Origin of the sequence: Bacillus thuringiensis, from assembly GCF_022095615.2 — a bacterium.
Lineage (GTDB): Bacteria > Bacillota > Bacilli > Bacillales > Bacillaceae_G > Bacillus_A > Bacillus_A cereus_AG.
The window spans coordinates 2,262,820-2,288,754 of record NZ_CP155559.1 but is presented as its reverse complement, the minus strand read 5'-3'; the positions used below and the strand labels follow the sequence as shown (position 1 = coordinate 2,288,754).

Below are 25,935 nucleotides of genomic sequence, written 5' to 3'. Positions count from 1 at the left end.
TTAATAAAAAATAATTGCTTTATGACTCCTTATTTTAATTAATTTTTTTATTACATCATTATTTTATATAACTTATAAAAAGAAAAAATATCCTCTTCAATACGATCTTAAAGGATATTCTTTTTCAAATCTCATTTTTTACTTGTTACTTATTTTCACCAGTTTTTCTCCTTGTTCTAAAAGTGTTTCATAGTCATTATTCTCTTTAATTTCTTTAATTTTATTTTCAATTGTGGGTGTATTATTTATATTAAAGTACGTATTTAATACTTCATATGGTGTCTTTCCTTGTTTGATTGTACTATCTTCAATAGCTTCTTTCCATGGTATATTTGCTTTATCCATGCTTAATTCAAGCGCTGAACCAGTCTCATATTTCATATTCCGTTCTAAAAACTTTGGAGATTCTGCCTGTCCATTAGCAATAAAGTTGAACGCCTCCATAAAAGTAACATGATATGGCTTCTGTTTCTTTGCAAGTACCATAAGATTTCCACCAGTTAACTTACTATATCGATACTCTAAGTATCGTGCTGAACCTTCTATCGCTTCCGTTTTTGTTTCTCCAATTAATTGAGGCCATTTTTTCAAGCGATAGTTACGTACAATTGTCCAATCATATAATACCTTATTAATACTTTCTGGGTTCGTATCAATCATCGCTTTATCTAATAACTTAAATTCTAATCCCATTAGCGCGTAATTTTCTTTATTAATCGGATATTCGTAAATAAACTCTCCACCATTTGCATCATATGTCCAATCTTTTTGTTTATAAGCATGAAAAGCTTCATGTAATAAGAAAGACGAAAAATCAAAATATAAATCTGGATTACTAAACATTTTAGGATAATATTTCAAATAAAATACATCCATATCGTTCATATTTATTGTCCCAAAGTTCCAAGGAATCCAGGTAGAAATTGTTCTAAAATCAAAACGAGTTAAGCGATAGACTTTAGGTAAATGCAGAGAATTGGGAACTTTTATTTCTTTTGCAAAAATACTATTTTCTAATCCCGTTACATTAACTGCATAAGCTTCTTGTCTAAAGAATCCCCCATCTTTATTACTACGTATTAGAACCAATGGCATTTTTTCGAAGCGATAATCTTCATCCCAAAGTTTATCACTCGATTCTTCGAAGCTCTTATAAATAGTAGATAATTCTTTTAACATGTTTTGATCTGTGTTATCTAAAGACTTAAACTCAGTATGATATGTTTTATTTAAAATTCTGCTTCCCAACATACTTCCTATAAATATTACTAATAAGATGAATATTACCTTTAAAAATTTTTTCAACATACACTCCTTTTCTAAAACGATAATCCTTATGATGAATAAGGTTTACAAGTTTTATTTTAATTAACACTTTTTTGGTGCAGGCCTAATTTAAAATAATAACTACAATAGATACCATGAATACAAGGTAGTTATTGTAGTTAACAATTTATATTGGATGATAATTCAATTTTATTGTAAGGGATAGTGCAATCGTTCCTACAAATGAGGATAAATTAGTACTCAATGTAGGAACGATGCTATCTGGCCCCTTCATTATTAAGATATAGAAAGAATAGTATTTTTCTCTTTTAATTGCTTATATATATCTTCTTGTAAGTTATAGATGAAATGCCCCCCTACTTGTATTTACTTTTCTTCTAACACTTTCTGCCGCTCATTGCTGCATATTTGTATCTCAAATTCATTTTCTATTTTGCTTACATAGTATTTTTTCATTTCAGCATAACGGAGGGCAATTATGTCAATATTTAGTATACATAATATTATTACATTAACCTTCTTTCGGAAGTACAATTCTTTTGTACAATTGAACTGTAATCAAATAGTAAATCGAGTAAATCACTACGAAAATAATAATTGGTAGCCAAATACGAAAGTACGGATCAGCCAAAAGAACGCTGAACATGTTCATACCAACTAATATGTGAACAATACCCACAATTGCTGGGACTAAAAATACGAAGAATAACTCCTTATAAATCGATTGTATTAATAACTCCCGGCGAACACCGATTTTACGAAGCATTTGGTAACGTGTACTATCTTTGGATGCACCAGATAGAATTTTAAACATTAAGCAGCTTGCCATCATTGCTAAAAATGCAACACCAACGAAAAAACCCATAAACATTAGTCCGCTGGCAAAATCATGACTCACAATATACGCTTGATACTTACTATCCAATTCTTCCGCTTTTACATTTTTATATTTTGCTATCTGTAATTCATCAAGTTTTTTCCATTCTTTTATGTATGATCCAAAATCATCTGTTTTCCCCATAAACACAGTACTTTCTTTACCCTTCAACTCATCGTAGATGTTTTGATCTACAATTTTTATTTCATAATCAGGATACACATAATTTGACTGGATCGTTCTGAAAGCCTGGATCCATTGTTTTGTGTTCATCTCTCCTTTAACCCACTTTATTGAAAATGCACCAATGGGTATTTCCTCTGAAACTTTCTCTATTTTCATACCTTGCAGGAAAGGGCGATTTTTTTCTAAATCTTCTTTAAGATAATAAACATACTTATCATCCACTTTGTAATGATATTCAAGTTTTTCTTGAAATAAGATACTATCCAAAATTGTCTTTTCTTCTGCTGTTGGATTATGAATGACTGAATCGTAAATTCGCATTTGATTTGTCATGTTTAAGATGTTGTTTTTAAATGCCATACCACAAGCAATTCCACCAGCACCAAGAGCCACTAAGATTGCTACTGTTGCAAGCACATTTGTTAGACCATTAATGCGGAAATTTAATTGTGCAAAAGTAAAAGCATTTAGGCCTTTTTCACTATGCTTTTTATTACTCTTTAGCTTGTTAATCATAACTGGGAGAAGTGATCCAAATATAAGGTAAGTACCAACGGTTGCTGTGATTAATCCAACTGCCATTAAACCCAGACCAATTAGCGGATTTGCATATGACATATAGATCAGTGATGCATAACCAATACCCAATAAAAGAATACCAAGAAATGCAACTACAACGGTCATTTTTCCTTTTACGGCGACACGTTCTGTTTGTGCATCTGCATGTACAAGTTGCAGTACAGAAATACGCGATAATTTAATACTATTCATAATTGCTGATAATATAAATAGTGCAAAGAAGAAGACGCAAGTAATAATTATTGATGGCAGATAAAATGCTTTATAACCTTCACCAGCAAATTCGAGTTGTTTCATTAATAGGTGACCGATACCTTCTGCAAGTCCTACACCAACTGTAATACCGATTGCAAGAGACGCAGCGCCTAATACGATTGTTTCGATAAACATAAGTAAGGTAACTTTATGCTTTTTTGCTCCTAACATCATATACATACCAAATTCTTTTTGACGAAGAGCTGATAAGAAAGAATTTGCATATAAAATATAGAAAAATGTGATAACCGCTAACAAAAAGGAACCAATTTTAAATACAGACACAATATCCCTAATAGAAGAGTTAGATTCAAGGAACGTTTTATTGGATGCTAGCGTTTGAAACATATAAAAAGTTGAAATGGAGACAATAAGACCAACAAGTAAAACAATGTAATCTTGCAAATTACTTTTTAGGCCTGACATAGAAAGTTTAAATAACATGATTGAACTTCCTTCCTTACGCTTTTTGTGTGCCTAAGTTTGCAAGCACGTCTAAAATTTCTTTATAGAATTCTTCATGGGTACCACCGCGATGAATTTCTTTATATACCTCACCATCTTGAATGAATAAAATACGCTGACAGTAACTTGCGCTGTAAGGATCATGCGTAACCATCATAATGGATACACCTTGCTCTTTATTTAAACCTGTCATGGCATTAAGTAAACTTGTTGCATTTTTAGAATCAAGAGCTCCTGTTGGCTCGTCCCCTAAAATAATTGCAGGATCATGCACTAAAGCACGCGCTGCTGCTGAACGCTGTTTCTGCCCACCAGATACTTCAGATGGATATTTTTGAAGTATTGCTGAGATTCCTAACATATCAGCTACCTTCTCTACTTTCGGCCCAATTTTGCGTGATGGGACACCTTGAAGAGATAATGGAAGTGCAATGTTTTCGTAAATAGATAAATTCTCTAATAAATTAAAGTCTTGGAAAATGAATCCTAACTTTTGCGAACGGAAATCAGAAAGCTCACCTTGCTTCATTTTCGTAATATCCGTTCCTGCAATTTCAATAACGCCATCTGTCGCTTTATCAAGAGTCGAAATTACATTTAATAATGTTGTTTTGCCAGAACCAGATGGCCCCATAATTCCTACAAACTCCCCCTCTTGAATCGAAAATGAAACACCTTTTAATGCGTATGATTCATTCTCACCTTTTTTACCGTACACTTTTTGAATGTTTTTTATGTCTACGACTGGTTTTATCATATATATCCTCCTACGTTTCTATGATTGATAAGCTACTGTTTGGGTTGTTTCTTTTTCGTTTCCACTTGCAATGCCCCATCTGTAAAAGTATTAAACTTGCACCCCACTAATATATATCTTTTTACTTTTTAAAATAATAAGTCCTTTCATATTTTTGCAATACATAAAAATAGATATCAAGCCGGATAAATAGTATTTAATTTGGACATCCATTTTTAGGAATACACGTAATAGACAATCTAAGTAATAAATTTGTTCCTATTTAGATAAGAAAGCATTAGGTATTTTGTTAAGAAAACAAAATGAATTGCATAAAAAAAAACCTTTTCGCTATCTCAAAAATAGAATCATTGCTGCAGATTTTATAAACTATATAATGCCCAGCTTATGCATAAGTGCAAATGTTGCTGTCCACCAAATACTTCAGGTGAATACTTTTGGAATATCGCTGAAATTTCTAATATATGTGCTAGCTTTTTTCTACTTCCTAGCAAATACTTCGTGATGGAAAACCTTGAAGGGAAAATGAAGAAACAATTTTGTTCAATCATTTGAATTATAAATAAAACATATTAAGAACCACTGGTTATATTTCTTAATTTTTCTTAAGATAATTTATAAAAACTAGACCATAACAGAGTGATTATTTCTAGTACAAATAATAAAAAACTACACCCTATTTAGGATGTAGTTTTTCTAACTGATTTATTTATTTTTCACTTCATTGTTATAAAAAGCAAATAATGGTTCAATGGATGAACTAGATAAAAGCGGCATTGCCTTCTCAACTAATTCTCTATCCCAATCAAACCAACGCATTTCCATTAGCATATTCATTTCTGTATCAGTGAATCGTTTCTTTATTTCCTTAGCAGGATTTCCACCAACTATTGTATACGGCGGAACATCTTTACTTACGACAGATCCTGCTGCAACGATTGCACCTTCACCGATTGTAACGCCAGGCATTATTATAGCATTCATTCCAATCCAAGCATCACTTTTAATGACTGTATCACCCTTCGGTTCATATGAATATTCAATTTGCTCAGCGAATGGATATACTGTAATCCATTCTGAGTGATGATTATGATTACCACCCATTAAAATGATTACTCCACTCGCAATACAAACATAGTTCCCAATAATGAGTTTATCAAGATGCCATCCCATCTGTTCAATTGGATTGAACAGCGCTCGGGACTTAGCATCCCCCCACAAATACCTTACACAGCCATCTTCAAAATTTTGATGACCATAATAACCTGAATAATAGGAGTACTCTCCTACCTCAATAAGTGGATTTGTTACTATATCTTTTATATACTTTGTTTCTGACCAATGATTAAATAATGGATGCTTCATAACTTTATTCCTCGCTTCTAAGTATTATATATTTTGCTATTTACTTAGAAGCTTACTACGACTGCTACATTTTTTAGCTTTCTCAAACGACGAATCATTATATTCAAGCCTTTCTTTTATAATAAAAAAATCATAACGTGATAAATTACATAAGTCAAATTGTAAAATTATGTACTGAAACTTAAAGAATGAATTAAAATTTCAGCATTAAAACAATCGAGTTTTCAAATAACAAATCCCAATTACATATAATACAGATTTCTTAGCTATACATCTCGCTTCTTTCTTATATTAGCCTTAACTCCCCCGATATAGTTTTATTATTTATTAATTAATTTGTCTGATAAATCAATAAATGTTAATATGATTATAGAAGATATTATCATCCATTAGATTTCACAGCTAGTTTTTCACAAAAACGATTTCTGAATCCTTAAGTAAATAGGAGGTTTAGAACATGAAACTTTTAAGGCAATCAACAATTATTGGTGCATTGACTGTTGGAGGATTTTTATTTTCGAATACAATTGGTACGCTCCCACCTGTGTCTGCTGAATCGCAACTTACACAAAAAGAATCACGATTTTTAGATAATTGGCGGTGGCAAAGCTATTTTTTATTACATCATAATGCAGATTTTATAGAAGAGTTAGCAGTTGGTGACTTAAAACATGGAGATACATTCGATGTTACTATATATACTGGTGGTAAAGATACTGGTATTGTAAAAATATATCAATTGAGTGGAAATGAAGATGATGAAATAAACTTGCATAGATATAAAACGATTTATGACTCAGGTTTAAAACATAATTATGGTAGATTTGTAACACCTATTACTAAGGCTTATAATCCAGGAACATATGTAGCTGTTATGAAACTTGGAGAAAATTATTATTATGGGGGCAGCTTTAAAATCTCAAAATAATTTACGTTTATCTCACCAGTAAATAAATATTGGATACTATTTTTTTAAACAAAAACCATTTTCAAAGCTCCTCTACCTTATATAAGATAGAGGAGCTTTTTGATTGTTTGCCCTTTTTAAGGTTTAAAAAATTCTTACTTTCTTTATAAATTAGCATTTTTATTCAATAACTGTTTCCACTTCTATAAGTTTTACCATTCAATATGCAATATTGCATATTCTATATGTTTACTCTTTAAAAATGCGATAATTTATTTATACTAATTTATAAAATTAATATTGAAAGGAGAATATTACATGTCTTTCTTTTCTTGGTCTCCTCTTATTTTCTTAATAGTTGTTGCAATTATCATTTCTATTCAAAAGGCTAAGAAACAATAATGTATTATTTGGAGGTGTAATAATGTCATTTGCAGCATGGAGTGCAATTTTTATGACTTTAATCGGAGCAATATCAGGATCAATCTTTGGTACAATCTCCTCTAGAAATAAGAACAAAACTATCAACAAAAAACTCATAATAAAGATCAATACAAAAAAGTAGCCTATAAAGTTTTATAGGCTACTTTTCATTTCATCAATATTATTTAGCTAATTCTTTCGTACCCTTCATTACATCAATAAAGAATCCCCAGTTATTCACAACAGAAGAAATACTAATATGTTCATCTGGAGTATGAACGTTGAAAATATCTGGACCGAATGCAATTGCATCTAAGTCAGGCATCTTTTGAACGAATGCACTACATTCAATACCTGCGTGTACAGCGAAGATTTCAGCATCTTTATTGTATTTTTCTTGATGCACTTTTTCAAATAAATTACGAATTTGTGAATTCGGATTGTATGGCCATTCTGGATACTCTGACTCTATTTCAAATGTTGCACCAACTAATTCGGCAATACATTTAATTTCATCTGCAACATGTTGTTTTAAACTACTTACAGAACTTCTCACTTCGTTACGTAATTTAATTTCATCTTGTAACGTTTCAATAACGCCTAAATTTGTTGAACTTTCTACTAATCCTTTAATATCCATGCTCATACTTTGAATGCCGTTTGGAATTAAGAATAATGATGAAATAAGTTGCTTTTGTATCTCTTTAGCAAATACTTTTTCTACTTTCTCATCCAATTTTGTAAGTGTAACGTGGACATCTGGATCAACAGCACGCATTTCTTCTTGTAATACTCTTGTCCAAGATTCTAGTTTTTCTTCTACCTTCTCTACATCTTTTGTACGTAATACAATTGTAGCTACACTTTCACGCGGAATTGCATTTGTTTTTAATCCGCCGTGAACTTCACTTATATCAAATTGAATATTTACTGATAAATCATGTAATACTCGTCCTAATACTTTGTTCGCATTACCGCGTTGTTTATCAATTTCCATACCAGAATGTCCGCCTTTTAGACCACCAACATATAGACGGTATGCATCCATATTCGCTGGCGCTTCATCCCAAATCACTGAAATTGTTTCAACAGCTTTCGCACCACCTGCGCTACTTACAAGTAATTTATGATCTTCTTCAGAATCAATATTAATAAAGATTTTTCCTTCAAAATGATTTGGGTCAACAGCGAAAGCCCCGCCCATTGTCGTTTCTTCTTCAGTAGTAATAACGACTTCAAGTGCTGGATGCGGAATATCTTTTGAATCTAATAATGCCATTGCATATGCAACAGCAATACCGTTATCAGCACCTAACGTTGTTTGATTTGCATATAACATATCCCCAATAATTCGTAATTCAATTGGATCTTTTTCAAAATCATGTACGGTTGCTTGGTTTTTTTCACATACCATATCCATATGACCTTGAATGATTATAGCTGGTACATTTTCATAGCCAGCAGTTGCGTCTTTTTTAATAATGACATTCATTGCTTCATCTTGAATCACTTCTAAGTTACGCTCTTTTGCAAAGCCAACTAAATAATCACTAATTTCCTTTTCATTACCCGATCCTCTAGGAATCTTTGAAATTTCTGCAAAATGATAAAATACAGGGTGCTTTGTTAATTGTTCTAAAGTAGAATACATTTTTAAGCTCCTCTCAAAATGACAAAATAATATGTAAGTCTTCTATCATTATAGCATGATTCGTTACTTTCCCTTTCTATTTCATACCTTAAAATCCATTCGTTAACTATTTAATCGTATAAAAAAAGAGAAAGAAAATGCACTATGCATTTTCTTTCTCTTTTTTTGCTTTCATATATTTTGAAGTACTATTATTCATTAATTTCTCTAACCGATTTATATTTTCCGTTAATGCACCTTTCACAAGAGAGAAATCTGTATTTGATTCTTCTTTTTTTGCTTTAAAAAACGAAGACTTTTGTACATTGACTTCAGCCATCTCTTCTCCCCCTTTTCAAAAAGATACAATCTTCTATTTATATTATATAGAAAATGTAGAAAGAGTGTACACTTATGATTTTCTTTTTAATTCTTCTTCTAATTCTTCTACTTGCTGCAAAGTATCTCCTTTTATTAAAGAGAAATCTGTTGTATCTTCATTGTCTTCTTTAAAAAAATCATTGTCATAATCTTTTACCACTACGATCACCTCTACATGCTAGTGTAGGAATGATTGTCCAATTTTATTCAACTTTGTTGGATTTTGTTTTTAATTTATGTATAGAAGAAAAGGACAGAAAAAGATTCTGTCCTTATTTACTAAAATAACTATGATGTATTGTTAAATTATATACATTTTCAAAATCCCGATCTTGCAGGTTATTTTTCTTTCCATCAATAATAATGAAAACGTCACTTACTATTTTTGCTGGTATAATCCCGACATTTTCTACTTGCACCGCTTTCTGCTCATTCAATTGCTCGATATGTTCTAACGGAACGATAATACTAAATTGCGAGCGAATACCACGAAAGTTTGTATTTAATTCCTTCGCGGCTTCAAAAACAACAATTTTCGCACCAATCTTTTCCCCATATGAATCTAAAAATGCATTTAAGCTCTTTGTATATTCCTCTTCCGTATGCCATTCCATCGTACCAAATACTGATGGATTAACATTTTGAATAATTGTCGTGTATATTTCTCCTCTCGCTTTAGATGCAATTAATGATCGTTTTATTGATTGAACTGTCTTGCCAATATCGCTAAATTTCGCACCCCATATTTCTGAAATGTTAGGTGTTAAAATGAACGCAATATCAACAAAAATAACCATTGCAGTAAACATCAAAAGATTTTTCCAGAGGGTTAAATCGATTCCTTTTATCATGAAATACACAGTGACAGATATGATAAACAAACCATACCAAGTCTTTCTAATACGCTGCTTTTTCTCCTCGTACAACTCCTCATTTTTCCAATAAAAGAAAACAAGGACTACAAAGACAATCACTAAAACAAATAAGCCAATTCGAATGTTAGAGATCATTAATCACATCACCCTCCATTCAAAAACTACTCACGATATCATTACATGCGCAAGCTGCTCTCTTTATGACAAAAGACGTGGACAAGCTTCTAAATTTAGCTACATCGCATATATATTAGAAGGTGCCACGTCTTTTATCATGAATCTACATTGTATATGTAGACAAGCATGCGTTTCAAATTTTCATGTTAAAAAGAAATATGTTTTGGAATTTCCCCTTCAGGTACTTCTCCATCCATACTTAAGTAATAATGACGAATCGGATGTAAATCATCGTCTAATTCATAAACAAGTGGTATGCTCGTTGGAATATTTAATGAAACAACACCATCGCTTGAAAGGTTATCTAAGTATTTCACTAGCGAACGAATCGTATTACCATGCGATGAAATAATTACCTTTTCACCATTTTTTAATGATGGCGCAATTTCTGAATGCCAATAATCAAGTACTCTTTTCTCCGTATCCACTAAACATTCTGTCAATGGAAACTCACCTTTTTTAAGTGCTTTATATCTAGGGTCATTCATTTCATATCTAGGATCATCCTCAGTAAGAGCAGGTGGTCTTACATCAATACTTCTTCTCCAAATATGAACTTGCTCCTCACCATATTTTCTCGCAGTTTCATCTTTATTCAATCCTTGCAGTGCTCCGTAATGTCTTTCGTTTAATTTCCACGATTTATGTATAGGCACCCAAGTAAGATCCATTTCATGTAGGACTATCCATAAAGTCCGAATTGCTCGTTTTAATACAGATGTATAAGCAACATCAAAAGTATATCCGTTTTCCTTTAATATTGCTCCTGCTTCTCTCGCTTCACTTAGTCCATTCTCTGATAAATCTACATCTGTCCAACCAGTAAAGCGATTTTCAAGATTCCATAAACTTTGTCCGTGACGAATAAGTACAAGTTTTATCATAATAATTCCCCTCTCGGAAATGTGAATTTTATTGTTCCATTGCGTACACGTATAAAGTATCTAGTAATGTATCTTTTTATCCATTCACTCTACGATCAATCCATAGTTGCCATATGTACGGATAAAATTTTTTCTTTTTCAAACTATAAAGAAAGGCCTATTTCTCATTATTTTTGATCAACTGGAATTTCTCTTTTCGATATCCATGCATCATGACCTGAACGGCTATTTGCCATTTCATTCATAACTTGATGCCAATTTTCTTCGCACGATTCACCAAATTTTGAAAAAATGGTACCCATTTGTTGTCTTTGTACATCGCTCAGTTTTTTCTCTAAATCGGCACCTTTTTCTGTTAATGATAACTGTTTCACACGACGGTCATGTGTAGCTTCATTACTCTCAATTAAACCCTTTTCCACAAGTTGTCGTAGTGGTCCGTGTAGAGCCTGTTTACTTATTTCTAGCAGTGATAATAACTCATTTACACTTATCCCTGGAAAACGTGCGATAAAAAATAAAATTCGGTGATGTACTCGTTGTATGCCATATTCTTTTATAATTTCATCTGGCTTTTCAGTAAATGTTTTATATGCAAAGTAAAATAATGCTAATGCTTCATTCATCTGTTCTTCTTTATGTTGTGTCATCTACTTTCCCCCTGTATGTAAATTATACCACAATCCAGTAATCAATATTTTAATGAACGCATTGGAACTTCTTTAGTCTATTGAAACATTCATTGCATAATTAGGAGATGATTCATTTGAAAAAACAATATACTGTAAGTACATATTTATTGGATAGACTACACGAATTAGGAATTGAACATATATTTGGGGTTCCTGGTGATTATAATCTGGCCTTTTTAGATGATGTGGTAGCACATGAAAATTTAAAGTGGATTGGCAATTGTAATGAATTAAATGCTGCATATGCTGCAGATGGGTACGCTCGCATAAAAGGAATCGCTGCTCTTATTACTACTTTCGGTGTCGGAGAATTAAGCGCCATTAACGGTGTTGCTGGGTCATACGCAGAAAACGTATCAGTTATAAAAATCACGGGGACACCACCAACAACAGTAATGGAAAATGGAGCACTCGTTCATCATACGTTAGGTGATGGAAAGTTCGATCACTTTTCCAATATGTATCGGGAAATTACAGTAGCACAAACAAATTTAACTCCTGAGCATGCCGCTGAGGAAATTGACCGAGTACTCCGTGCATGTTGGAATGAAAAACGTCCAGTTCATATTAATTTACCGATCGATGTATATAATAAACCAATTAATAAACCTACGGAACCAATCTTAAATCATCCAATAGTAAGTAATAAAGACGCATTAGATAAAATGCTTCTACATGCAACTTCAAAAATTAATAGTGCCAAAAAACCTGTTATTTTAGCTGATTTTGAAGTGGATCGTTTCCATATGGAAGAATATTTGTATCAATTCGTAGAAAAAACAGGGTTTCCTATCGCAACGTTAAGTATGGGAAAAGGAATATTCTCTGAAAAACAACCTCAATTTATAGGCGTTTATACTGGTGATGTAAGTTCTCCGTACTTGCGAAAAAGAATTGATGCATCTGATTGTATTATTAGTATTGGTGTGAAGTTAACTGATACTATTACAGGCGGCTTCACACAAGGTTTTACGAAAGAGCAAGTTATAGAAATCCATCCCTATACTGTGAAAATTATAGATAAAACATATGGACCAGTTGTAATGAAAGATGTTTTAGAACAATTAAGTGATTTAATCGAACATCGCATAGAGGAAACACTTGAAATTAAGCCCTTTATTTCAGAATCACTATCTATGACAGAAGAGTTCAATCCAAAAGCTCAAATGGTTACACAAAAACGTTTTTGGCAACAAATATACCATTTCTTACAAGAAAACGATGTTTTAATTGCAGAGCAAGGAACACCTTTCTTTGGTAGTTCCGCTATCCCTTTACCTAACAACACTACATATGTAGCGCAACCATTATGGGGATCGATCGGCTATACATTACCTGCTCTACTTGGTACACAGCTTGCTGATTTATCGAGGCGGAACATTTTAATTATTGGTGATGGTTCTTTCCAATTCACTGTTCAAGAGTTATCGACTATACTACGTCAAAATTTAAAACCGATTATATTTTTAATCAATAACAATGGATATACTGTTGAACGTGCAATTCACGGCCAAAACGAACCGTATAATGACATACAAATGTGGGATTACACGAAACTAGCGAACGTATTCGGATCGAAAGAAAAAAGTCTAACATGTAAAGTGGAAAATGAAACAGAGTTAGCAGAAGTCTTAACGAAAGTAACTTTTAATAAGGATCAGCTTATCTTTGTTGAAGTTGTAATGAGCCAAGGGGATCAGCCAGAATTGTTAGCTAAACTGGGCAAAAGATTCGGCCAGCAAAATTCTTAATATAAAAAGCATAACCTAATTATACAATTGATAGTGTAACACTTGTTTTGAGAATAGTTTTGACACTCAAAATACATAAGGAATAGGATGGAAAGCGCCATCCTTTTCCTTATGTATACTATTTTAAGAACCTTCTTCGACTAATACCCCTTGTGACAAGTCAAAATTCTTAATCCATCTTTAACTTTATAGCTTTTGTAGCAATAAAGGTTTTAATATGCTTATCTAATATCCTTGTTCCACCAAAATCATCCTCATAAAAGCCTGTTATAACAAAACCAGCTTCAATTTGGCCTTGGATTTGGTCTTCTAGAGTATGCGCATATTCTATTGTTTGATTTGAATTGATGTAATCTTGAACTTCATCCTTTGGTAAATAATCCAATGTTGATGAAGGAATTGAATGTTTAACATCAAGAATACCTTTTTGTTCTTGGTTATCATCAAAAATCCATAGTAACGGATTTGTAAATCCAGAAATAAGAATGCCTTTATTCTTTAAAACCCTGGAAACTTCATTCCATACAAGATGAATATCTTTTACAAACAAATTAGAAACAGGATTTACAACAATATCAAAATATTCCTCCTCAAAATCACTCAGGTCTGACATATCTCCTTGTACTGTTTTTAAAGTTAAACCATCCCGCTGTGCTACCTTTTCATCTTGTTCCAATTGCTTCTTAGATATATCAGTAACTGTTACATCTGCTCCAGCAGCAGCTAGAACCGGTGCTTGTTGTCCTCCACCTGATGCTAAGCAAAGTATCTTTAATCCATCTAATGACTTTGGAAACCAATCTCTAGGAACTACTTTTTCCGTAGTCACTGTAATCTCCCATTCGCCTGATTTACTTTTTTCAATAACCTCACTACTTACAGGCTTCGTGTATCTAGCCCCTTCTTCAACCTTCTTATCCCATGCATTACTGTTTTGTTGTGTCGTATCCATTATGATTATTCCTCCTAAAGATATAGTTGCAATTTAATTGTAAGATTATTAGCTATGTATACATTCCCTTTTTCTATTAACCTACCAGATAGTAAATACATAGTTGTCTATATTTATTTTAACAAATAAACAAGTAAAACTGTTTAAAAATTCTAAATAAGCAAGAAATTCGACGACTATTCAATTCATTTAGAATAAACGATATTAATTAACAATCTCCAAAATGACATGTCAATAAAAAAGGCGTCCAAACCTGTTGAAAGTTGGAACGCCTTCTTTATTAGTATTTAATTTTTCAAGCTCTTAACTGCATCCATTAAGCAAATAAGCTACACTTTTTCTTTTTTATTCAGCAAGCGTTAACTGCCAAGACACACCATACTTATCATTTAACCAGCCAAATTTTTTACTAAATGGATAGGCACCTAGAGGCATAAGAATTGCTCCATCCTGCGCTAGTTTATGAAAGACCGTTTCAATTTCTTCTTCCGTCTCGCAGGTTACATAAAGAGACATAGCTGGAGTAAATGTAAAATCATGCTTTACATAACTATCGATACACATAAACTCTTGGCCATTTAACGTAAAAGTCGCATGAATGACAGAGCCCTCTTTACCAGGTCCATTTTCATCATAGCGAGAAATATTTACAATTTCTGATTGATCAAATAGCGACGTATAAAAGTTCATCGCTTCCTCAGCTTTGCCCTCAAACATTAAAAACGTAGTAATTTTTTGATTTGTGTTACTCATATGGACACAACCCCTTGTTATGTATTTATGTAAAACATACATCGGCTAATAAAAACCGAACGTACATTCCTATAAATGTATTGTCTATAAAAACGATGAGTTTGTCAATTATCTACATTATTATTTCTTCTTAAATAATGCTGTCCAAAGAAATGATTCTCCAAACATAGTATTTGGTTGTTCCATATGCTTCATCTTTCTAATTTCAATCACTTCAAATCCCTTAAATATCTCTCTTAATTTTTCTTCCGAATAAGCAAGACCACCTTGTAGACTCCATCCTCTATATACGTCCCAATCTGTTATTTCTGATCCATTTCGCTCATCTAAATCGCCTGCTGCAAAACATGTTACTCCAAAATAACCACCTGATTTCAACGCGTTTTTAATTAAATCCACATAATGTATCCTTCTATGTGGTGGAATATGATGTAAACAGCCCGAATCGTATACAAAATCAAAATCATTTTGATCCTCTAAATTAAAAATCGAATCACAAATAAAATCAATTTCTATTCCTTTTGCTAATGCCCTCTCTTTCGCCCAATTAATGCCCTCTATAGATAAATCCACCGCGGTTACATCAAACCCTTCAGTCGCTAAATAAATAGCATTTCTTCCTGGACCACATCCAAGCTCCAGCACTTTCCCTTTGGAAACCCATCCTGTTACTATATATGAAACTAGATTTTCATCTGGAACATTTTCAAAAAACGGAACATCTTTTTCTCTATTCGCATAAAATTCATTCCAAAATGGTTCTGCCGGTCTTAATAAGGAATCAAGCATTTTAATAATATCTTCTTGCGTGTACAACGTTTCATTTTTCATTTGTAGCCCTCCAAATTCTAATAGTCAGAAAATTATTATATATCTTTTTGAACTTTCAAACAAAGAAAAAACTCCTACATTCAATAGGAGTTCTTTCTTTAAAATCCAAGTATAGCTAACCAGTTTAACAGCTTCTCTTCTCGCGCCTTTAAATCATCGTTCCTAAGCTTACCTAACTGTATATCACTAATAATTTCTCCGTCCGCCATAAAAAGAACTCTTTCTGTTTTCGCTGCTACTTTTACATCATGTGTCACTAACATAATAGTCGTTCCATCACGATTAATATTTAATAATATTTGCATTACCTCTTCTGTTGATTTTAAATTTAGAGCACCAGTTGGCTCATCAGCAAAAATAACATTTGGATTATTGATAAGTGCTCTACAAATAGAAACTCTTTGTAATTGCCCTCCAGATGCTTCGGTTATATAATGGGATGCTATATCACTTATCCCCATTTTCCCCATTAGCTCCAGAGCACGTTGATTTACTATTTTCTTACTCTCACATTTCGCTAAATATGCTGACAAGATGATATTATCAAATAGATTCAAGTTTCTAAGAAGGTTACTCTGTTGAAAAATAAATCCTATTTCAGTAAGGCGCAATTTGGCTAACGCTTCTTCTTTCATGCATGATATTTCGTTATCATCAACTTTCACACTTCCTGATGACATTTGATCCATTCCACTAATATTATATAGTAACGTTGATTTCCCAGAACCAGAAGGGCCCATGACCGATACAAATTCTCCTTCATAAATTTCTAAATCTATATTTTTTAACACGTGATAATTTGCGTTTCCATCTATTGAATATGTTTTGTTTAACTGCTTTACTTCTAAAATTTTTTTCACGTTACAACCCCTACTCCCCATTTCGTTTTAATTCGTTTGTTTGTTTCATAGTAAAACTACTGAAAAGTGTTGTTGCAGCCACAGATATAAATAAAATAGCTGGACATATTATATAAGAAACGATAGGGTTTACGACAAACTTTATATGAACCGCTCCCATAAATGAGCCTAACCAACTTACTAACATTTCACCAAACGTAGCAGCTAGTAATGTCCCTGTTACAATGCCTATTAATACAATGACAATAGAACGAGTTATATACTGTATACGAATATCTTTGTAAGAAAAGCCTATACTTTTCATAATTAATATTTGCGAAGAGTCTTTTGCCAATAACATTTTAAAAAACATTGCAGTAATTAAAACTGATATCAATATTGCAATTAAAATTGCAACTTGAGTCACGAATCTTAATTGTTTAATTGTCTCTCCTAAAGTTTGCGTTAAATAATCATCTGTATCTGTTATTTTTGCAGAACTAAAATTATGTTTATACTCCTTCACTTTTTCTGGTAAATTCACAGTAGGCTTTATATCTACATTTACTACATACCATAATATATTTTCGCTATTATAAGGGAAGCTGGCTTTAGCTGTTTTCCCGCCATTTGTTACATCTTGATATATCCCACTAATAGTTAGTACTCTTTCTTTTCCTTCTACAAATAAAACGATTTCATCCCCTACATTCTTTTTTAATTCATTTGCGTTCATATAAGAAAAGGCAATTTCATTTTCATTTTTTGGTGCCATACCTTGCATATAGTCTACTGGAAATTGAGTGAAGTCTCCCACTTCCACATTTAAGTTTTCATGTGTACCATCAGCGGTCACCATTTTAAATGTACTCGTTACAAATGCTGCATATTTTTCTACTTCATCATCATTTCGTAAATATGAAATTACATCCTTAAATCGTTTCTCTATATTTTCAGTTTGCTGTAAATCTATTCGAATATCACTTTTTCCCGTTCCCATATAATTAACAAACTTCGGCGACTGAATCGTATACAAAAAGTTAACAGGTACAACAATCATGAACACGGCTATGATTAAAACGATACTTAATACGCGATATAACTTAAATCGTTTTACTACATCTTGTATACCAATAAATATATTTATATTTGTAATCTTAGTTTGAGAAAGAGAAAAAGAACTTTTCACCTTCCTCTTTCCTAGATTATCTCTTGATCGTAAAGCATCTATTGCTGTAATTCTCCTGAAATTCCGCAAAATGAGACGACAGAAAAGGATAACAGCTAGAAATAACAAAGTTGTGATTATTAATGGTACAACAAAATGTAAAGCACTTGTATTTGCTGTCCCCATATAAAGTGAGATATTAGCGGTAAATATTTTTGTAACAAATAATGAAAGAATATATCCACATATACATCCGCTAGCAGCAATAACAACATATTTTGTTACATATAATTTTTGAATCTCTTTACTTGTAATACCGATAGTTTTCATAACACCTATCTCCCGATAATCTTCTTCCATTGAAGTCATAATCGTAAATCTAATACATAAAATTGCGATTAACATTAATAATGCACTTATTATGATAAGTACTGCAGCTATTATTCCATCTGTTAATGAATTGAGTGTTTTAAAGAGTGAATACGTAATAGAGGGACCTTTTTGAGGTAAGTTCGATGATTCGTATAGATTTTCAAATTCATTTATTTTATTTACATCTGTTAGCTGGAATTCAATAAGATATTCACTTTCTCCAAAATTCCCCTTTATTCTTTCGAAGTCTTCATCACTTATTACAAATCGTTTTGAACTAACGATTGATGGGTTCATTTGAACATCACGAACAAATGACGAAATAGTCAATTCTAGTTCATTATTATTTTTAACAACCCATATTTTATCTCCAATACGCAAATTATATTTTTGCATATAATAAATGGGTACACCTATTTCCCCTTTCCTAACATCGACCACTTCATTATTTAGATTTAATAAAAAATCAAACTTACTATTTTGTTTAACGAAGCTAATGTCCATTACACTATTATGTTCCGCTTCATTTTTCTTCTTTATAAAAATGTTAGACCCGTCAATTTGAATCATCTCAGCCGTTTGCTGTTTTTTTACAAAAGGAGTTTTCGCTACAAATGAATCGATTGACTTTTGATTTAATTCTCCGGCATGCATTTGTACGAAGTGCGGCGCGTTTGATACTTTAAACAATTTCTCCATTGAGTTCAATAGATTTATAACATTACTTGAAGCACTAGCCATTAAAAGACTTGATAGCATGATAAACATAAATAAAATGGTAATTATCATTTTATTTTGAGAGAAATCTCTTTTTAACATTCTCCTAATCATATGAAGCTAGTTCCCTTCATTCCATAGTATTTTCTTCGTCACTATCGCTATTATTATCATTATGAAACTAATAGCTAATATAGGTAAATAAATGTTCATATTGAATTCTTCAAACATAAAACCATAAATAACTTGCCCAATCGGTGCCATACATTGAGATACCGCTGTTATAATTGCCATTACTTTTCCTAGATTTTCATTTGGTGTTTTCTTTTGGACTACAGTAATTACATAGATGGATACAATTGTCATGATTATTGCAATTAGAATAGAAGAAAGTATAAAGAGGATAAATGGTGGGTAGTGTCCTAAATTAAGAATAAATGGTGTGACTGATAACGCTACTGGTATTACTAATAGAGCTATAATAAGCATCCAATAATATAATGTTTTCATCTGTAACTTTTTAGCAAAGAAACCGATTGACAATGCACCTAGTATGGTTGCAAAATCAATTAACCCCATCCCAATTCCATACATCGTATCGCTACTCTGCATAGTTACTCGTAAAATAATAGGTCCTCCAACAACAAATAACGGTGTCAAAATTAAGTTTAGTAAAGCTGCAAGTAACATAGCCTTCAAAATAAATGGCTGTTTTAAAACATATATAAAACCTTCTTTCGTATCCTTTACAATTGTCGGTATGATATGGCTTTCTTGCGCTCTTTTTATAAAAGGTATTGTAATAAATATTTCTAAAATCGCAGATAAAAAGAAAGCGAAGCAACTTATTATTACGAGCATTTTCAAACCAATTATGCCGTACAATATTCCACCTAATACAGGCGCAACTATATTAGATAGTGCTTGCACACCATTTACGATACCGTTCGATTGTTCTAACTTTTTTTCAGGAACTAATTGCGGAATACTTGCTATTACAACCGGTACGTACATTGCACTAATGACCGCTAGTAAAAACATTATTGTTCCAATCAATAGAATAGATACAGACCCAGTAAATAATAAAACTATAAAGCTTAATACAATCGTAGCATTTATAAAATCAAAAATGACCATTAAGTTACGGCGATTGAAACGATCTGCTATCGCTCCGCCAAGAGGAGCTAGCAAAAACGGAATACTCGTTACCGCATATAATCCTGCGAATATATCGGCACGGCCTGTTATATCTAGCACATATAATGACAGAGCAAAACGTAAAAGTGTTGAACCCAAAATAGTAATAATTTGCCCACTCACCATTAAGTGAAAATCTTTCATAGAAGATTTTATGCTGGTTGGCAACTTAATCACATCCTTCATGTAAGTTAGACCGACTGTCGGTCGATAAACATCAAACAGAAAATTACTATTTCTGTTTGATTAAAACTTCCATCATGTAATCAAAAGCTCCCTCTTTCGCTCCAACAGATGCTTCCATCATTTTAATATAAGCCTTAGCTTTTCTCATCATTTCTTCTGGTTTCCACTGGAATAAACCATCATCAAATATGACTTGTGCTGAAGAGAGTAATAATTCAATTGTTTCTTGTGGGTATGGAGTAGAAAATATGCCTTCTGCGATTCCTTGTTCTAAAACTTCCGCTAATACAGGAGATAAATGAATAATGGATTGTACTAAACTTTTTTGATGCATTTCTGCATTATTTGGTTGATGAAATTGCTCAATCATTTTATCTTTTACATCCCCTGATTTTGGCGATTGCTCCATCAATACTCGAAATAACTTTTCTAATACTGGGATATTTGGATTAGAGACGATTATTTTCGCTTTTGCAACATCATCTTTAATGATCCTCATAATGATTTCATCCATCACTTCTTCTTTCGACTTAAAATAATGATAAAACGTCCCCTTTGCTATCCCTATCTCTTTTAAAATGTCATTTACTGTTGTTTTCGTATAACCTTTCGTAATAAATAAACGTTCAGCAGTTTCTAAAATTTCCTTTCGTCTCTCCTCATACTCCTTTACAATTCGCATTCAAGTTCTCCTTCCTGCCAGACCGACTGTCGGTCTATTTAAATTATATGTTTCGTTCGTAAAAAGTTTCCTATTATCGTATATATACAACGCCCTACTTTCTATTTCCTTTATGAATTTTATTTTTTAATACGGTGAATGAAATTTTAAGAATTGCTTCTGCATCACCTTCGTACTTATATCGACTACGTTGTTTAAAAATAAAAAAGAGCCGCAACGTTCTGCGACTCTTCTAGGATAATAACTATTTAACGGCCACGTCTTTGCTGACCTTGTTTTGTACTACCTTTTTTATTACTTGGCTTATTAAACGATCGGTTGTTTTCATTTCTTGAACTATTTCTTGAATCACTTCTTGAGCTATTTCTCGAATCACGTCTTGAATCAATTCTTGAACCTTCGCGGCTATCTCTTTGACGATGTTGACCTGATTTCTTCGGAGCAGGCTTTGGTACCGGTTTTCCATTTTCATCTACACGTTTTATCTTCGGTTGTTCGATTATTTGTCTTTGGATTGGTGCACCAAGCGTTTTTTCAATTTCTTCTAGATGTTTTTCATCTTTCGCTGCAACGAATGTAATTGCAAGACCTGATCCACCTGCACGTCCTGTTCGGCCAATGCGGTGAATATAACTTTCTACATCTTCAGGGATATCAAAGTTAAATACGTGCGTTACACCATCTACATCAAGTCCACGTGCTGCTACATCAGTCGCAATTAAGTACTGAATTTTAGCTTCGCGGAAACTCTTCATAACTCTTTCACGTTTCGCTTGAGGTATATCACCATGAAGTTCAGCACAATTATAACCTCGTCCTTTTAAATCATCATACAGCTTACTTGCTCTAACCTTTGTACGACAGAAAATAACTGCTAAAAATGGCTGATCACGATCCATAACAAAACGAAGTGCATCTGGCTTTGCACGATCTGTCGTCTCAATGACACGCTGCTCAATTGTATCTACCGTTACTTCTTCGCTTTGTACTTGAACCATTTGCGGCTCATCCATATAACGCTTCGCCAATTTTTTAATATCTTTTGGCATCGTTGCTGAGAATAACATGGTTTGTTTACTACCAGGTGTCTCATCTAAAATATCTTCAATATCATATAAGAAACCGAAATAAAGCATTTGATCCGCTTCATCTAGTACAATCGTTGAAAGATTACTTAAATCAATTGTTTCACGTCGTATGTGATCTAATAATCGTCCTGGTGTTGCTACAACAATATGGGTATTACCTTTTAACTTTCTCAATTGTTGTGCTACATCTTGCCCGCCATAAATCGCTAGTACATTAATATCTTCTCTTTGAACAAGCATTTTTTTAATTTCAGTTGTAATTTGCAGTGCTAGTTCCCTTGTTGGTGCAACAATTAAAGCCTGAACATCACTACACTCTGGATCGATTTTTTCTAAAATCGGTAACACGAATGCTAACGTTTTACCCGTCCCTGTTTTCGCCTGACCAATAATGTCTTTACCTGACATAATAACAGGAATCGCCTTCTCTTGAATTGGTGTTGCTTCTGTAATTCCATTTTCACGTAATGTATGATTAAAAGTTTCACTAATTCCTAATTCTAAAAAGTTTTTCAAATAGACCACTTCTTTTCCTTATTTTTCACATTAGCTTTCATTGTACCATTTGTTTCGCCAAATATGAAAAATAAAAAAATTCTTACCTTCTTTTTTTATATTCATCGTGTACTAGATGCACAAATTCTTTTTGTTTTTCCTCAGATTTTATTAATTCTTCCATATTAATAGAAGACAAAATGAATTTCTTAATTTTTCTATTACTCCAAATTAATCTTGTATACTTTGTATCTTCATGTAAATTTCGAAACCACCCAAATTCACTTAATTTTGCGATATGATGTTTTAATTTCATGTCATTTCGAGGATAAAAGGTAAATATGGCCATTATTACATCAAACAATAAACTCATCTTCTCCCCTCCTATACATATATATTTCAATGTTACGGAAATATAGTTACAGGGTGATAAAATTGACTACTACATTCATAAAGACTTTTTGCATATTTTTCTTACTATATTTTCAATCCACCACAATTATAATGGCGAAATCTCAAACAGATGTAATCAGTGAATTCAAACATGCTTTACTCAAAAATGATAAAAAATTAATGCAGTCATATGTAACAGAAGGAGTTGAACTACCTGCTTTCCAAAAGGAAAAACCTATTCATGAAATTAAAATCGTACCATCTCCAAAAGAAGATACTACAATTCTTATTTCTTATTTCAAAGGCACTAATGATGAATTTATTATCGGTTTCATTTTAGAAATAGTAACAAAAAACAATAAAATATCTCGCATTAATCAAATTTATAATGGAACCAATCCACTTATGAAAGAAGCTACTATCGTAAAAGAATATGAAATGAAGTGTAAGGAACATATACTTACTCCTACAAAATTCCCGTTTGAAATTCACGAATTTCAAGGGTACATCTATAACGATTACTTAGACCTCCAATACTACAATGAAGATATTAATGGGATTTTTAAAATCACTGTTTCACCAGTTCAAAACAAATTAGGCTTCTATGTACATAGGGGCGCTACGTTCTACAGTTTAAAAAATAATATAAAAGCATTATATAATCCTCATTTTGATTTAGCATATGAACTTATCTTTCAGAAGAATGGTTTTCAATATACAATTGCAATTGGTAACAAACTATACATAAAAAGAAAATACAATGTTACTGATTTGATAAGAATTGCGGAATCTATGAATTAAAAACCCGATCTTTTTGATATAAGAAAGATCGGGTTTTTATTATTTTATATAACGAGTGTTCCTCCTAAAAATGGGATAACACAAGTGAAAAAATTTTAAATAGTATTCTTAATCAGCATTTTTATCTTTCTTATCACTGTTATCATTTTTATATGAATACGACAATAAAATAATAACAATTAACCAAAAGACTGAGTTTTGTATCCATTCCGATACTACAGGGATTTGGAACGTTATAAATCCTAGTATAAGGCTAAATACAATAATAACCAATTTATGCATATAATTCCCCTTTTAATCTAATTGTATTTTAAAAATGATAGGAGAACAATAGACACTACTTCAATACTATTTTTAAACATCTATTTTATTTTTGAAGTGACTTTATTATTCGTGAACAAATATAAATTTTTATACAGTAAGTTTTCCTCCATGATAGCAATAATAGCTTTTCGCTTTAAGGTTTTTAATCCTCTTTAAAGACTCTTCTGCTTTTTCTAAATCTAAACAAAAATTCGGATTAGCTATTACTAACTCACGATTCTCTTGAACCGCTGCATCTCCCGTAATTACACAGTTTAAATTCGGAAAATATAATGAAATATGCCCCGAAGTATGTCCTGGCGTTGCTATTATTTGACATTCATCATTCAAAATCATTTGGCCATTATATACTTTTTCATCGACAGAAATATGTCTTATATTTTTTAATTGTTGTATAAACCACTCACCAAATTCTTTCTCTTCAACTGGCATAAGTTGTAACATTTCTTCAGCTTGAACTAATCTCTCTGATTTTATATCACCATTAATGTAGTTAGATTCAATTTCACTAGCAATAATATTAACGTGAGGATATTTCACTTTGAAATCATATAAAGATCCTATATGATCGTCATCATAATGGGTAATAATTATATTTTTTAAGTTTTTCATCTCATATCCATGTTTTAATATTGCATTTTCAATTAAAGGTAAAAAATTTGGATATCCTGTATCGACTAACGTTAATTCATTATGTAATATAATTAAACTTGGATAAATACATTGTTTTTGCCCGTTAAATTCGAATTCAATTGGTAGTTCTATTATTTTCATTTTTCTTCCCCCATACCGCTTATAAAATGCATAATAATAACTAAATCATACACATACATTTTACTATACATATCACAAAAATTTGAATCCAAATATCCACTTAGTCCAAATTCACGTTTAATGTGTAATTTCTATATAACAAAGAAAAAAGCACCCGTTATGGATACTTCCTTACCTTACTTGCTCAACTACATAAATCAAATTGGGTCTATCCGAAACCTGATATGTATAGTCTTCATTTTTATGCATATATGTTTCTATCCTATTTATCACTTTAAACATTCTGTCTGAATTCGCACTGAAACGAGATACTGAATCACATAAAACTATTGACCCTTTCTTATAAAAATTTATAATTTCATAAATATCTCGTTCTAAACAAACTTCTCCTACTTGCAAATCCTCTTTCGCTTCATAGTTATAAATTCCCATTCTCATTTTCCCCTCAAATTATATTTTTTTCTTACAACATCCCCTTGTTACATAAATAATACCACGATAAAATTCTAAAACTCAAACTCATCGGCTTCACTTGAGAAAATAAAAAAGCCATCACCGAATCGACAACTTTCAAGAAGATGGGAGAAAAGAGAGGAAAAAATAGTTCAAAACAAAATAACACCTGAAATGCTAGATGAAGAGGCTAATCTTGCAATTAATACCAGAATTACATTAGAAGCTTATGAATCACCAGCGAGTAAAGGGGCTATTCAAAAATTACAAAAGTTCTCATCAATAGATGTACCCTTAGATTATTTAGAAGTAATTCAATATTGTACGAATGCAGAGATTAATGTAAAAATGAACTTTAATACGTATTACCACCAAACGTTACCTGCGTAGTACCTTTACTTGGAACGAACACATACTAT

At 32.2% G+C, this 25,935-nt stretch carries 27 protein-coding genes; 5 read left to right on the top strand and 22 right to left on the bottom strand.

Translation table 11 applies throughout. The features are described 5' to 3' along the window. Positions 1-138: 138 nt before the first annotated feature. The 4 genes from KZZ19_RS11750 to KZZ19_RS11735 form a co-directional block, all read right to left on the bottom strand. A complete protein-coding gene (locus KZZ19_RS11750; RefSeq protein WP_237982772.1) occupies positions 139-1,305 on the bottom strand; it encodes a hypothetical protein in 1,167 nt (388 codons plus the stop codon). 493 nt (positions 1,306-1,798) lie between these two features. Next, positions 1,799-3,628 (bottom strand): ABC transporter permease, encoded by a 1,830-nt coding sequence (locus KZZ19_RS11745; protein WP_348638038.1) that lies wholly within the window; start codon positions 3,626-3,628, stop codon positions 1,799-1,801. A 16-nt stretch (positions 3,629-3,644) separates the two neighbouring features. Next, the gene (locus KZZ19_RS11740; RefSeq protein WP_348638037.1) at positions 3,645-4,406 is read right to left on the bottom strand and encodes an ABC transporter ATP-binding protein; all 762 of its coding nucleotides are present in this window, start codon (positions 4,404-4,406) and stop codon (positions 3,645-3,647) included. A gap of 705 nt (positions 4,407-5,111) precedes the next feature. After that, positions 5,112-5,771 (bottom strand): CatB-related O-acetyltransferase, encoded by a 660-nt coding sequence (locus tag KZZ19_RS11735; protein WP_098342462.1) that lies wholly within the window; start codon positions 5,769-5,771, stop codon positions 5,112-5,114. 457 nt (positions 5,772-6,228) lie between these two features. Between KZZ19_RS11735 and KZZ19_RS11730 the strand changes: the two genes are divergently transcribed. Together KZZ19_RS11730 and KZZ19_RS11725 are read left to right on the top strand one after the other, a co-directional pair. Then, positions 6,229-6,699 carry a DUF5065 family protein gene (locus tag KZZ19_RS11730; RefSeq protein WP_098342463.1) on the top strand — a complete coding sequence of 157 codons (471 nt, stop codon included), beginning with the start codon at positions 6,229-6,231 and terminating at the stop codon, positions 6,697-6,699. A 337-nt stretch (positions 6,700-7,036) separates the two neighbouring features. Further along, positions 7,037-7,243 (top strand): hypothetical protein, encoded by a 207-nt coding sequence (locus tag KZZ19_RS11725; RefSeq protein ID WP_237981155.1) that lies wholly within the window; start codon positions 7,037-7,039, stop codon positions 7,241-7,243. 39 nt (positions 7,244-7,282) lie between these two features. On the opposite strand, the gene pepD is transcribed toward KZZ19_RS11725, so the two are convergent. The 6 genes from pepD to KZZ19_RS11695 form a co-directional block, all read right to left on the bottom strand. Further along, a complete protein-coding gene (gene pepD, locus KZZ19_RS11720; RefSeq protein ID WP_237981154.1) occupies positions 7,283-8,752 on the bottom strand; it encodes a beta-Ala-His dipeptidase in 1,470 nt (489 codons plus the stop codon). A 142-nt stretch (positions 8,753-8,894) separates the two neighbouring features. After that, on the bottom strand, positions 8,895-9,071 hold the full coding sequence (gene spoIISB / locus KZZ19_RS11715; protein WP_237981153.1) for a stage II sporulation protein SB: 177 nt from the start codon (positions 9,069-9,071) through the stop codon (positions 8,895-8,897). A 72-nt stretch (positions 9,072-9,143) separates the two neighbouring features. Continuing rightward, positions 9,144-9,272: a hypothetical protein gene (locus KZZ19_RS11710; protein ID WP_000237818.1), complete on the bottom strand. Its 129-nt coding sequence runs from the start codon at positions 9,270-9,272 to the stop codon at positions 9,144-9,146. A gap of 112 nt (positions 9,273-9,384) precedes the next feature. Next, positions 9,385-10,122, bottom strand: coding sequence for a type II toxin-antitoxin system SpoIISA family toxin (locus tag KZZ19_RS11705; RefSeq protein ID WP_098342467.1), 738 nt, complete (start codon positions 10,120-10,122; stop codon positions 9,385-9,387). A gap of 188 nt (positions 10,123-10,310) precedes the next feature. Beyond that, positions 10,311-11,048, bottom strand: a complete 738-nt coding sequence (gene gpmA, locus KZZ19_RS11700) for a 2,3-diphosphoglycerate-dependent phosphoglycerate mutase (protein ID WP_237981152.1) — start codon at positions 11,046-11,048, stop codon at positions 10,311-10,313. A gap of 167 nt (positions 11,049-11,215) precedes the next feature. After that, a complete protein-coding gene (locus KZZ19_RS11695) occupies positions 11,216-11,698 on the bottom strand; it encodes a MarR family winged helix-turn-helix transcriptional regulator (RefSeq protein ID WP_237981151.1) in 483 nt (160 codons plus the stop codon). Between the two features lie 107 nt (positions 11,699-11,805). Here KZZ19_RS11695 and KZZ19_RS11690 point away from each other — a divergent pair, with 107 nt between their 5' ends. After that, positions 11,806-13,491 (top strand): alpha-keto acid decarboxylase family protein, encoded by a 1,686-nt coding sequence (locus tag KZZ19_RS11690; RefSeq protein WP_237981150.1) that lies wholly within the window; start codon positions 11,806-11,808, stop codon positions 13,489-13,491. Positions 13,492-13,660: 169 nt separating this feature from the next. Here the strand turns inward: KZZ19_RS11690 and KZZ19_RS11685 are convergent, their stop codons facing one another. The 9 genes from KZZ19_RS11685 to KZZ19_RS11645 form a co-directional block, all read right to left on the bottom strand. Further along, positions 13,661-14,443 (bottom strand): class I SAM-dependent methyltransferase, encoded by a 783-nt coding sequence (locus KZZ19_RS11685; protein ID WP_237981149.1) that lies wholly within the window; start codon positions 14,441-14,443, stop codon positions 13,661-13,663. Positions 14,444-14,788: 345 nt separating this feature from the next. Continuing rightward, a complete protein-coding gene (locus KZZ19_RS11680; protein ID WP_237981148.1) occupies positions 14,789-15,196 on the bottom strand; it encodes a VOC family protein in 408 nt (135 codons plus the stop codon). A gap of 120 nt (positions 15,197-15,316) precedes the next feature. Beyond that, entirely contained in the window at positions 15,317-16,027 is a 711-nt protein-coding gene (locus tag KZZ19_RS11675) for a class I SAM-dependent methyltransferase (protein ID WP_237981157.1), read from the bottom strand. Positions 16,028-16,125: 98 nt separating this feature from the next. Then, complete coding sequence (locus KZZ19_RS11670; RefSeq protein ID WP_237981136.1) at positions 16,126-16,887, bottom strand: ABC transporter ATP-binding protein; 762 nt, start codon at positions 16,885-16,887, stop codon at positions 16,126-16,128. A 10-nt stretch (positions 16,888-16,897) separates the two neighbouring features. Then, the gene (locus KZZ19_RS11665) at positions 16,898-19,237 is read right to left on the bottom strand and encodes an ABC transporter permease (protein WP_237981135.1); all 2,340 of its coding nucleotides are present in this window, start codon (positions 19,235-19,237) and stop codon (positions 16,898-16,900) included. Between the two features lie 6 nt (positions 19,238-19,243). Next, complete coding sequence (locus KZZ19_RS11660; protein ID WP_265413067.1) at positions 19,244-20,506, bottom strand: MFS transporter; 1,263 nt, start codon at positions 20,504-20,506, stop codon at positions 19,244-19,246. A gap of 46 nt (positions 20,507-20,552) precedes the next feature. After that, positions 20,553-21,188 (bottom strand): TetR/AcrR family transcriptional regulator, encoded by a 636-nt coding sequence (locus tag KZZ19_RS11655; RefSeq protein ID WP_237981134.1) that lies wholly within the window; start codon positions 21,186-21,188, stop codon positions 20,553-20,555. A gap of 248 nt (positions 21,189-21,436) precedes the next feature. After that, positions 21,437-22,801 (bottom strand): DEAD/DEAH box helicase, encoded by a 1,365-nt coding sequence (locus KZZ19_RS11650; RefSeq protein WP_237981133.1) that lies wholly within the window; start codon positions 22,799-22,801, stop codon positions 21,437-21,439. 73 nt (positions 22,802-22,874) lie between these two features. Then, entirely contained in the window at positions 22,875-23,144 is a 270-nt protein-coding gene (locus tag KZZ19_RS11645) for a hypothetical protein (protein ID WP_237981132.1), read from the bottom strand. 29 nt (positions 23,145-23,173) lie between these two features. On the opposite strand from KZZ19_RS11645, the gene KZZ19_RS11640 reads away from it, so the two are divergent. Then, positions 23,174-23,965 (top strand): hypothetical protein, encoded by a 792-nt coding sequence (locus KZZ19_RS11640; protein WP_237981131.1) that lies wholly within the window; start codon positions 23,174-23,176, stop codon positions 23,963-23,965. Positions 23,966-24,073: 108 nt separating this feature from the next. On the opposite strand, the gene KZZ19_RS11635 is transcribed toward KZZ19_RS11640, so the two are convergent. From KZZ19_RS11635 to KZZ19_RS11625, 3 genes are all read right to left on the bottom strand, one after another. Further along, entirely contained in the window at positions 24,074-24,247 is a 174-nt protein-coding gene (locus KZZ19_RS11635; RefSeq protein ID WP_217613631.1) for a hypothetical protein, read from the bottom strand. A gap of 129 nt (positions 24,248-24,376) precedes the next feature. Beyond that, on the bottom strand, positions 24,377-25,063 hold the full coding sequence (locus KZZ19_RS11630; protein ID WP_237981130.1) for an MBL fold metallo-hydrolase: 687 nt from the start codon (positions 25,061-25,063) through the stop codon (positions 24,377-24,379). A gap of 171 nt (positions 25,064-25,234) precedes the next feature. Next, positions 25,235-25,495 (bottom strand): hypothetical protein, encoded by a 261-nt coding sequence (locus KZZ19_RS11625; protein ID WP_000513517.1) that lies wholly within the window; start codon positions 25,493-25,495, stop codon positions 25,235-25,237. A gap of 195 nt (positions 25,496-25,690) precedes the next feature. On the opposite strand from KZZ19_RS11625, the gene KZZ19_RS11620 reads away from it, so the two are divergent. After that, on the top strand, positions 25,691-25,906 hold the full coding sequence (locus KZZ19_RS11620) for a hypothetical protein (protein ID WP_237981129.1): 216 nt from the start codon (positions 25,691-25,693) through the stop codon (positions 25,904-25,906). The last annotated feature ends 29 nt before the right edge of the window (positions 25,907-25,935 follow it).

What these genes read in the sequence shown, in the direction of transcription:
- KZZ19_RS11660 (WP_265413067.1), bottom strand. Translation starts at nt 20,506, where the DNA reads ATGAAGGATGTGATTAAGTTGCCAACCAGCATAAAATCTTCTATGAAA.
- KZZ19_RS11635 (WP_217613631.1), bottom strand. Translation starts at nt 24,247, where the DNA reads ATGCATAAATTGGTTATTATTGTATTTAGCCTTATACTAGGATTTATA.
- KZZ19_RS11625 (WP_000513517.1), bottom strand. Translation starts at nt 25,495, where the DNA reads ATGGGAATTTATAACTATGAAGCGAAAGAGGATTTGCAAGTAGGAGAA.
- KZZ19_RS11735 (WP_098342462.1), bottom strand. Translation starts at nt 5,771, where the DNA reads ATGAAGCATCCATTATTTAATCATTGGTCAGAAACAAAGTATATAAAA.
- KZZ19_RS11745 (WP_348638038.1), bottom strand. Translation starts at nt 3,628, where the DNA reads ATGTTATTTAAACTTTCTATGTCAGGCCTAAAAAGTAATTTGCAAGAT.
- KZZ19_RS11630 (WP_237981130.1), bottom strand. Translation starts at nt 25,063, where the DNA reads ATGAAAATAATAGAACTACCAATTGAATTCGAATTTAACGGGCAAAAA.
- KZZ19_RS11655 (WP_237981134.1), bottom strand. Translation starts at nt 21,188, where the DNA reads ATGCGAATTGTAAAGGAGTATGAGGAGAGACGAAAGGAAATTTTAGAA.
- KZZ19_RS11620 (WP_237981129.1), top strand. Translation starts at nt 25,691, where the DNA reads ATGCTAGATGAAGAGGCTAATCTTGCAATTAATACCAGAATTACATTA.
- KZZ19_RS11695 (WP_237981151.1), bottom strand. Translation starts at nt 11,698, where the DNA reads ATGACACAACATAAAGAAGAACAGATGAATGAAGCATTAGCATTATTT.
- KZZ19_RS11645 (WP_237981132.1), bottom strand. Translation starts at nt 23,144, where the DNA reads ATGAGTTTATTGTTTGATGTAATAATGGCCATATTTACCTTTTATCCT.
- KZZ19_RS11665 (WP_237981135.1), bottom strand. Translation starts at nt 19,237, where the DNA reads ATGATTAGGAGAATGTTAAAAAGAGATTTCTCTCAAAATAAAATGATA.
- KZZ19_RS11730 (WP_098342463.1), top strand. Translation starts at nt 6,229, where the DNA reads ATGAAACTTTTAAGGCAATCAACAATTATTGGTGCATTGACTGTTGGA.
- spoIISB (WP_237981153.1), bottom strand. Translation starts at nt 9,071, where the DNA reads ATGGCTGAAGTCAATGTACAAAAGTCTTCGTTTTTTAAAGCAAAAAAA.
- KZZ19_RS11685 (WP_237981149.1), bottom strand. Translation starts at nt 14,443, where the DNA reads ATGGATACGACACAACAAAACAGTAATGCATGGGATAAGAAGGTTGAA.
- KZZ19_RS11705 (WP_098342467.1), bottom strand. Translation starts at nt 10,122, where the DNA reads ATGATCTCTAACATTCGAATTGGCTTATTTGTTTTAGTGATTGTCTTT.
- gpmA (WP_237981152.1), bottom strand. Translation starts at nt 11,048, where the DNA reads ATGATAAAACTTGTACTTATTCGTCACGGACAAAGTTTATGGAATCTT.
- KZZ19_RS11690 (WP_237981150.1), top strand. Translation starts at nt 11,806, where the DNA reads ATGATTCATTTGAAAAAACAATATACTGTAAGTACATATTTATTGGAT.
- KZZ19_RS11640 (WP_237981131.1), top strand. Translation starts at nt 23,174, where the DNA reads ATGTTACGGAAATATAGTTACAGGGTGATAAAATTGACTACTACATTC.
- KZZ19_RS11740 (WP_348638037.1), bottom strand. Translation starts at nt 4,406, where the DNA reads ATGATAAAACCAGTCGTAGACATAAAAAACATTCAAAAAGTGTACGGT.
- KZZ19_RS11680 (WP_237981148.1), bottom strand. Translation starts at nt 15,196, where the DNA reads ATGAGTAACACAAATCAAAAAATTACTACGTTTTTAATGTTTGAGGGC.
- KZZ19_RS11675 (WP_237981157.1), bottom strand. Translation starts at nt 16,027, where the DNA reads ATGAAAAATGAAACGTTGTACACGCAAGAAGATATTATTAAAATGCTT.
- pepD (WP_237981154.1), bottom strand. Translation starts at nt 8,752, where the DNA reads ATGTATTCTACTTTAGAACAATTAACAAAGCACCCTGTATTTTATCAT.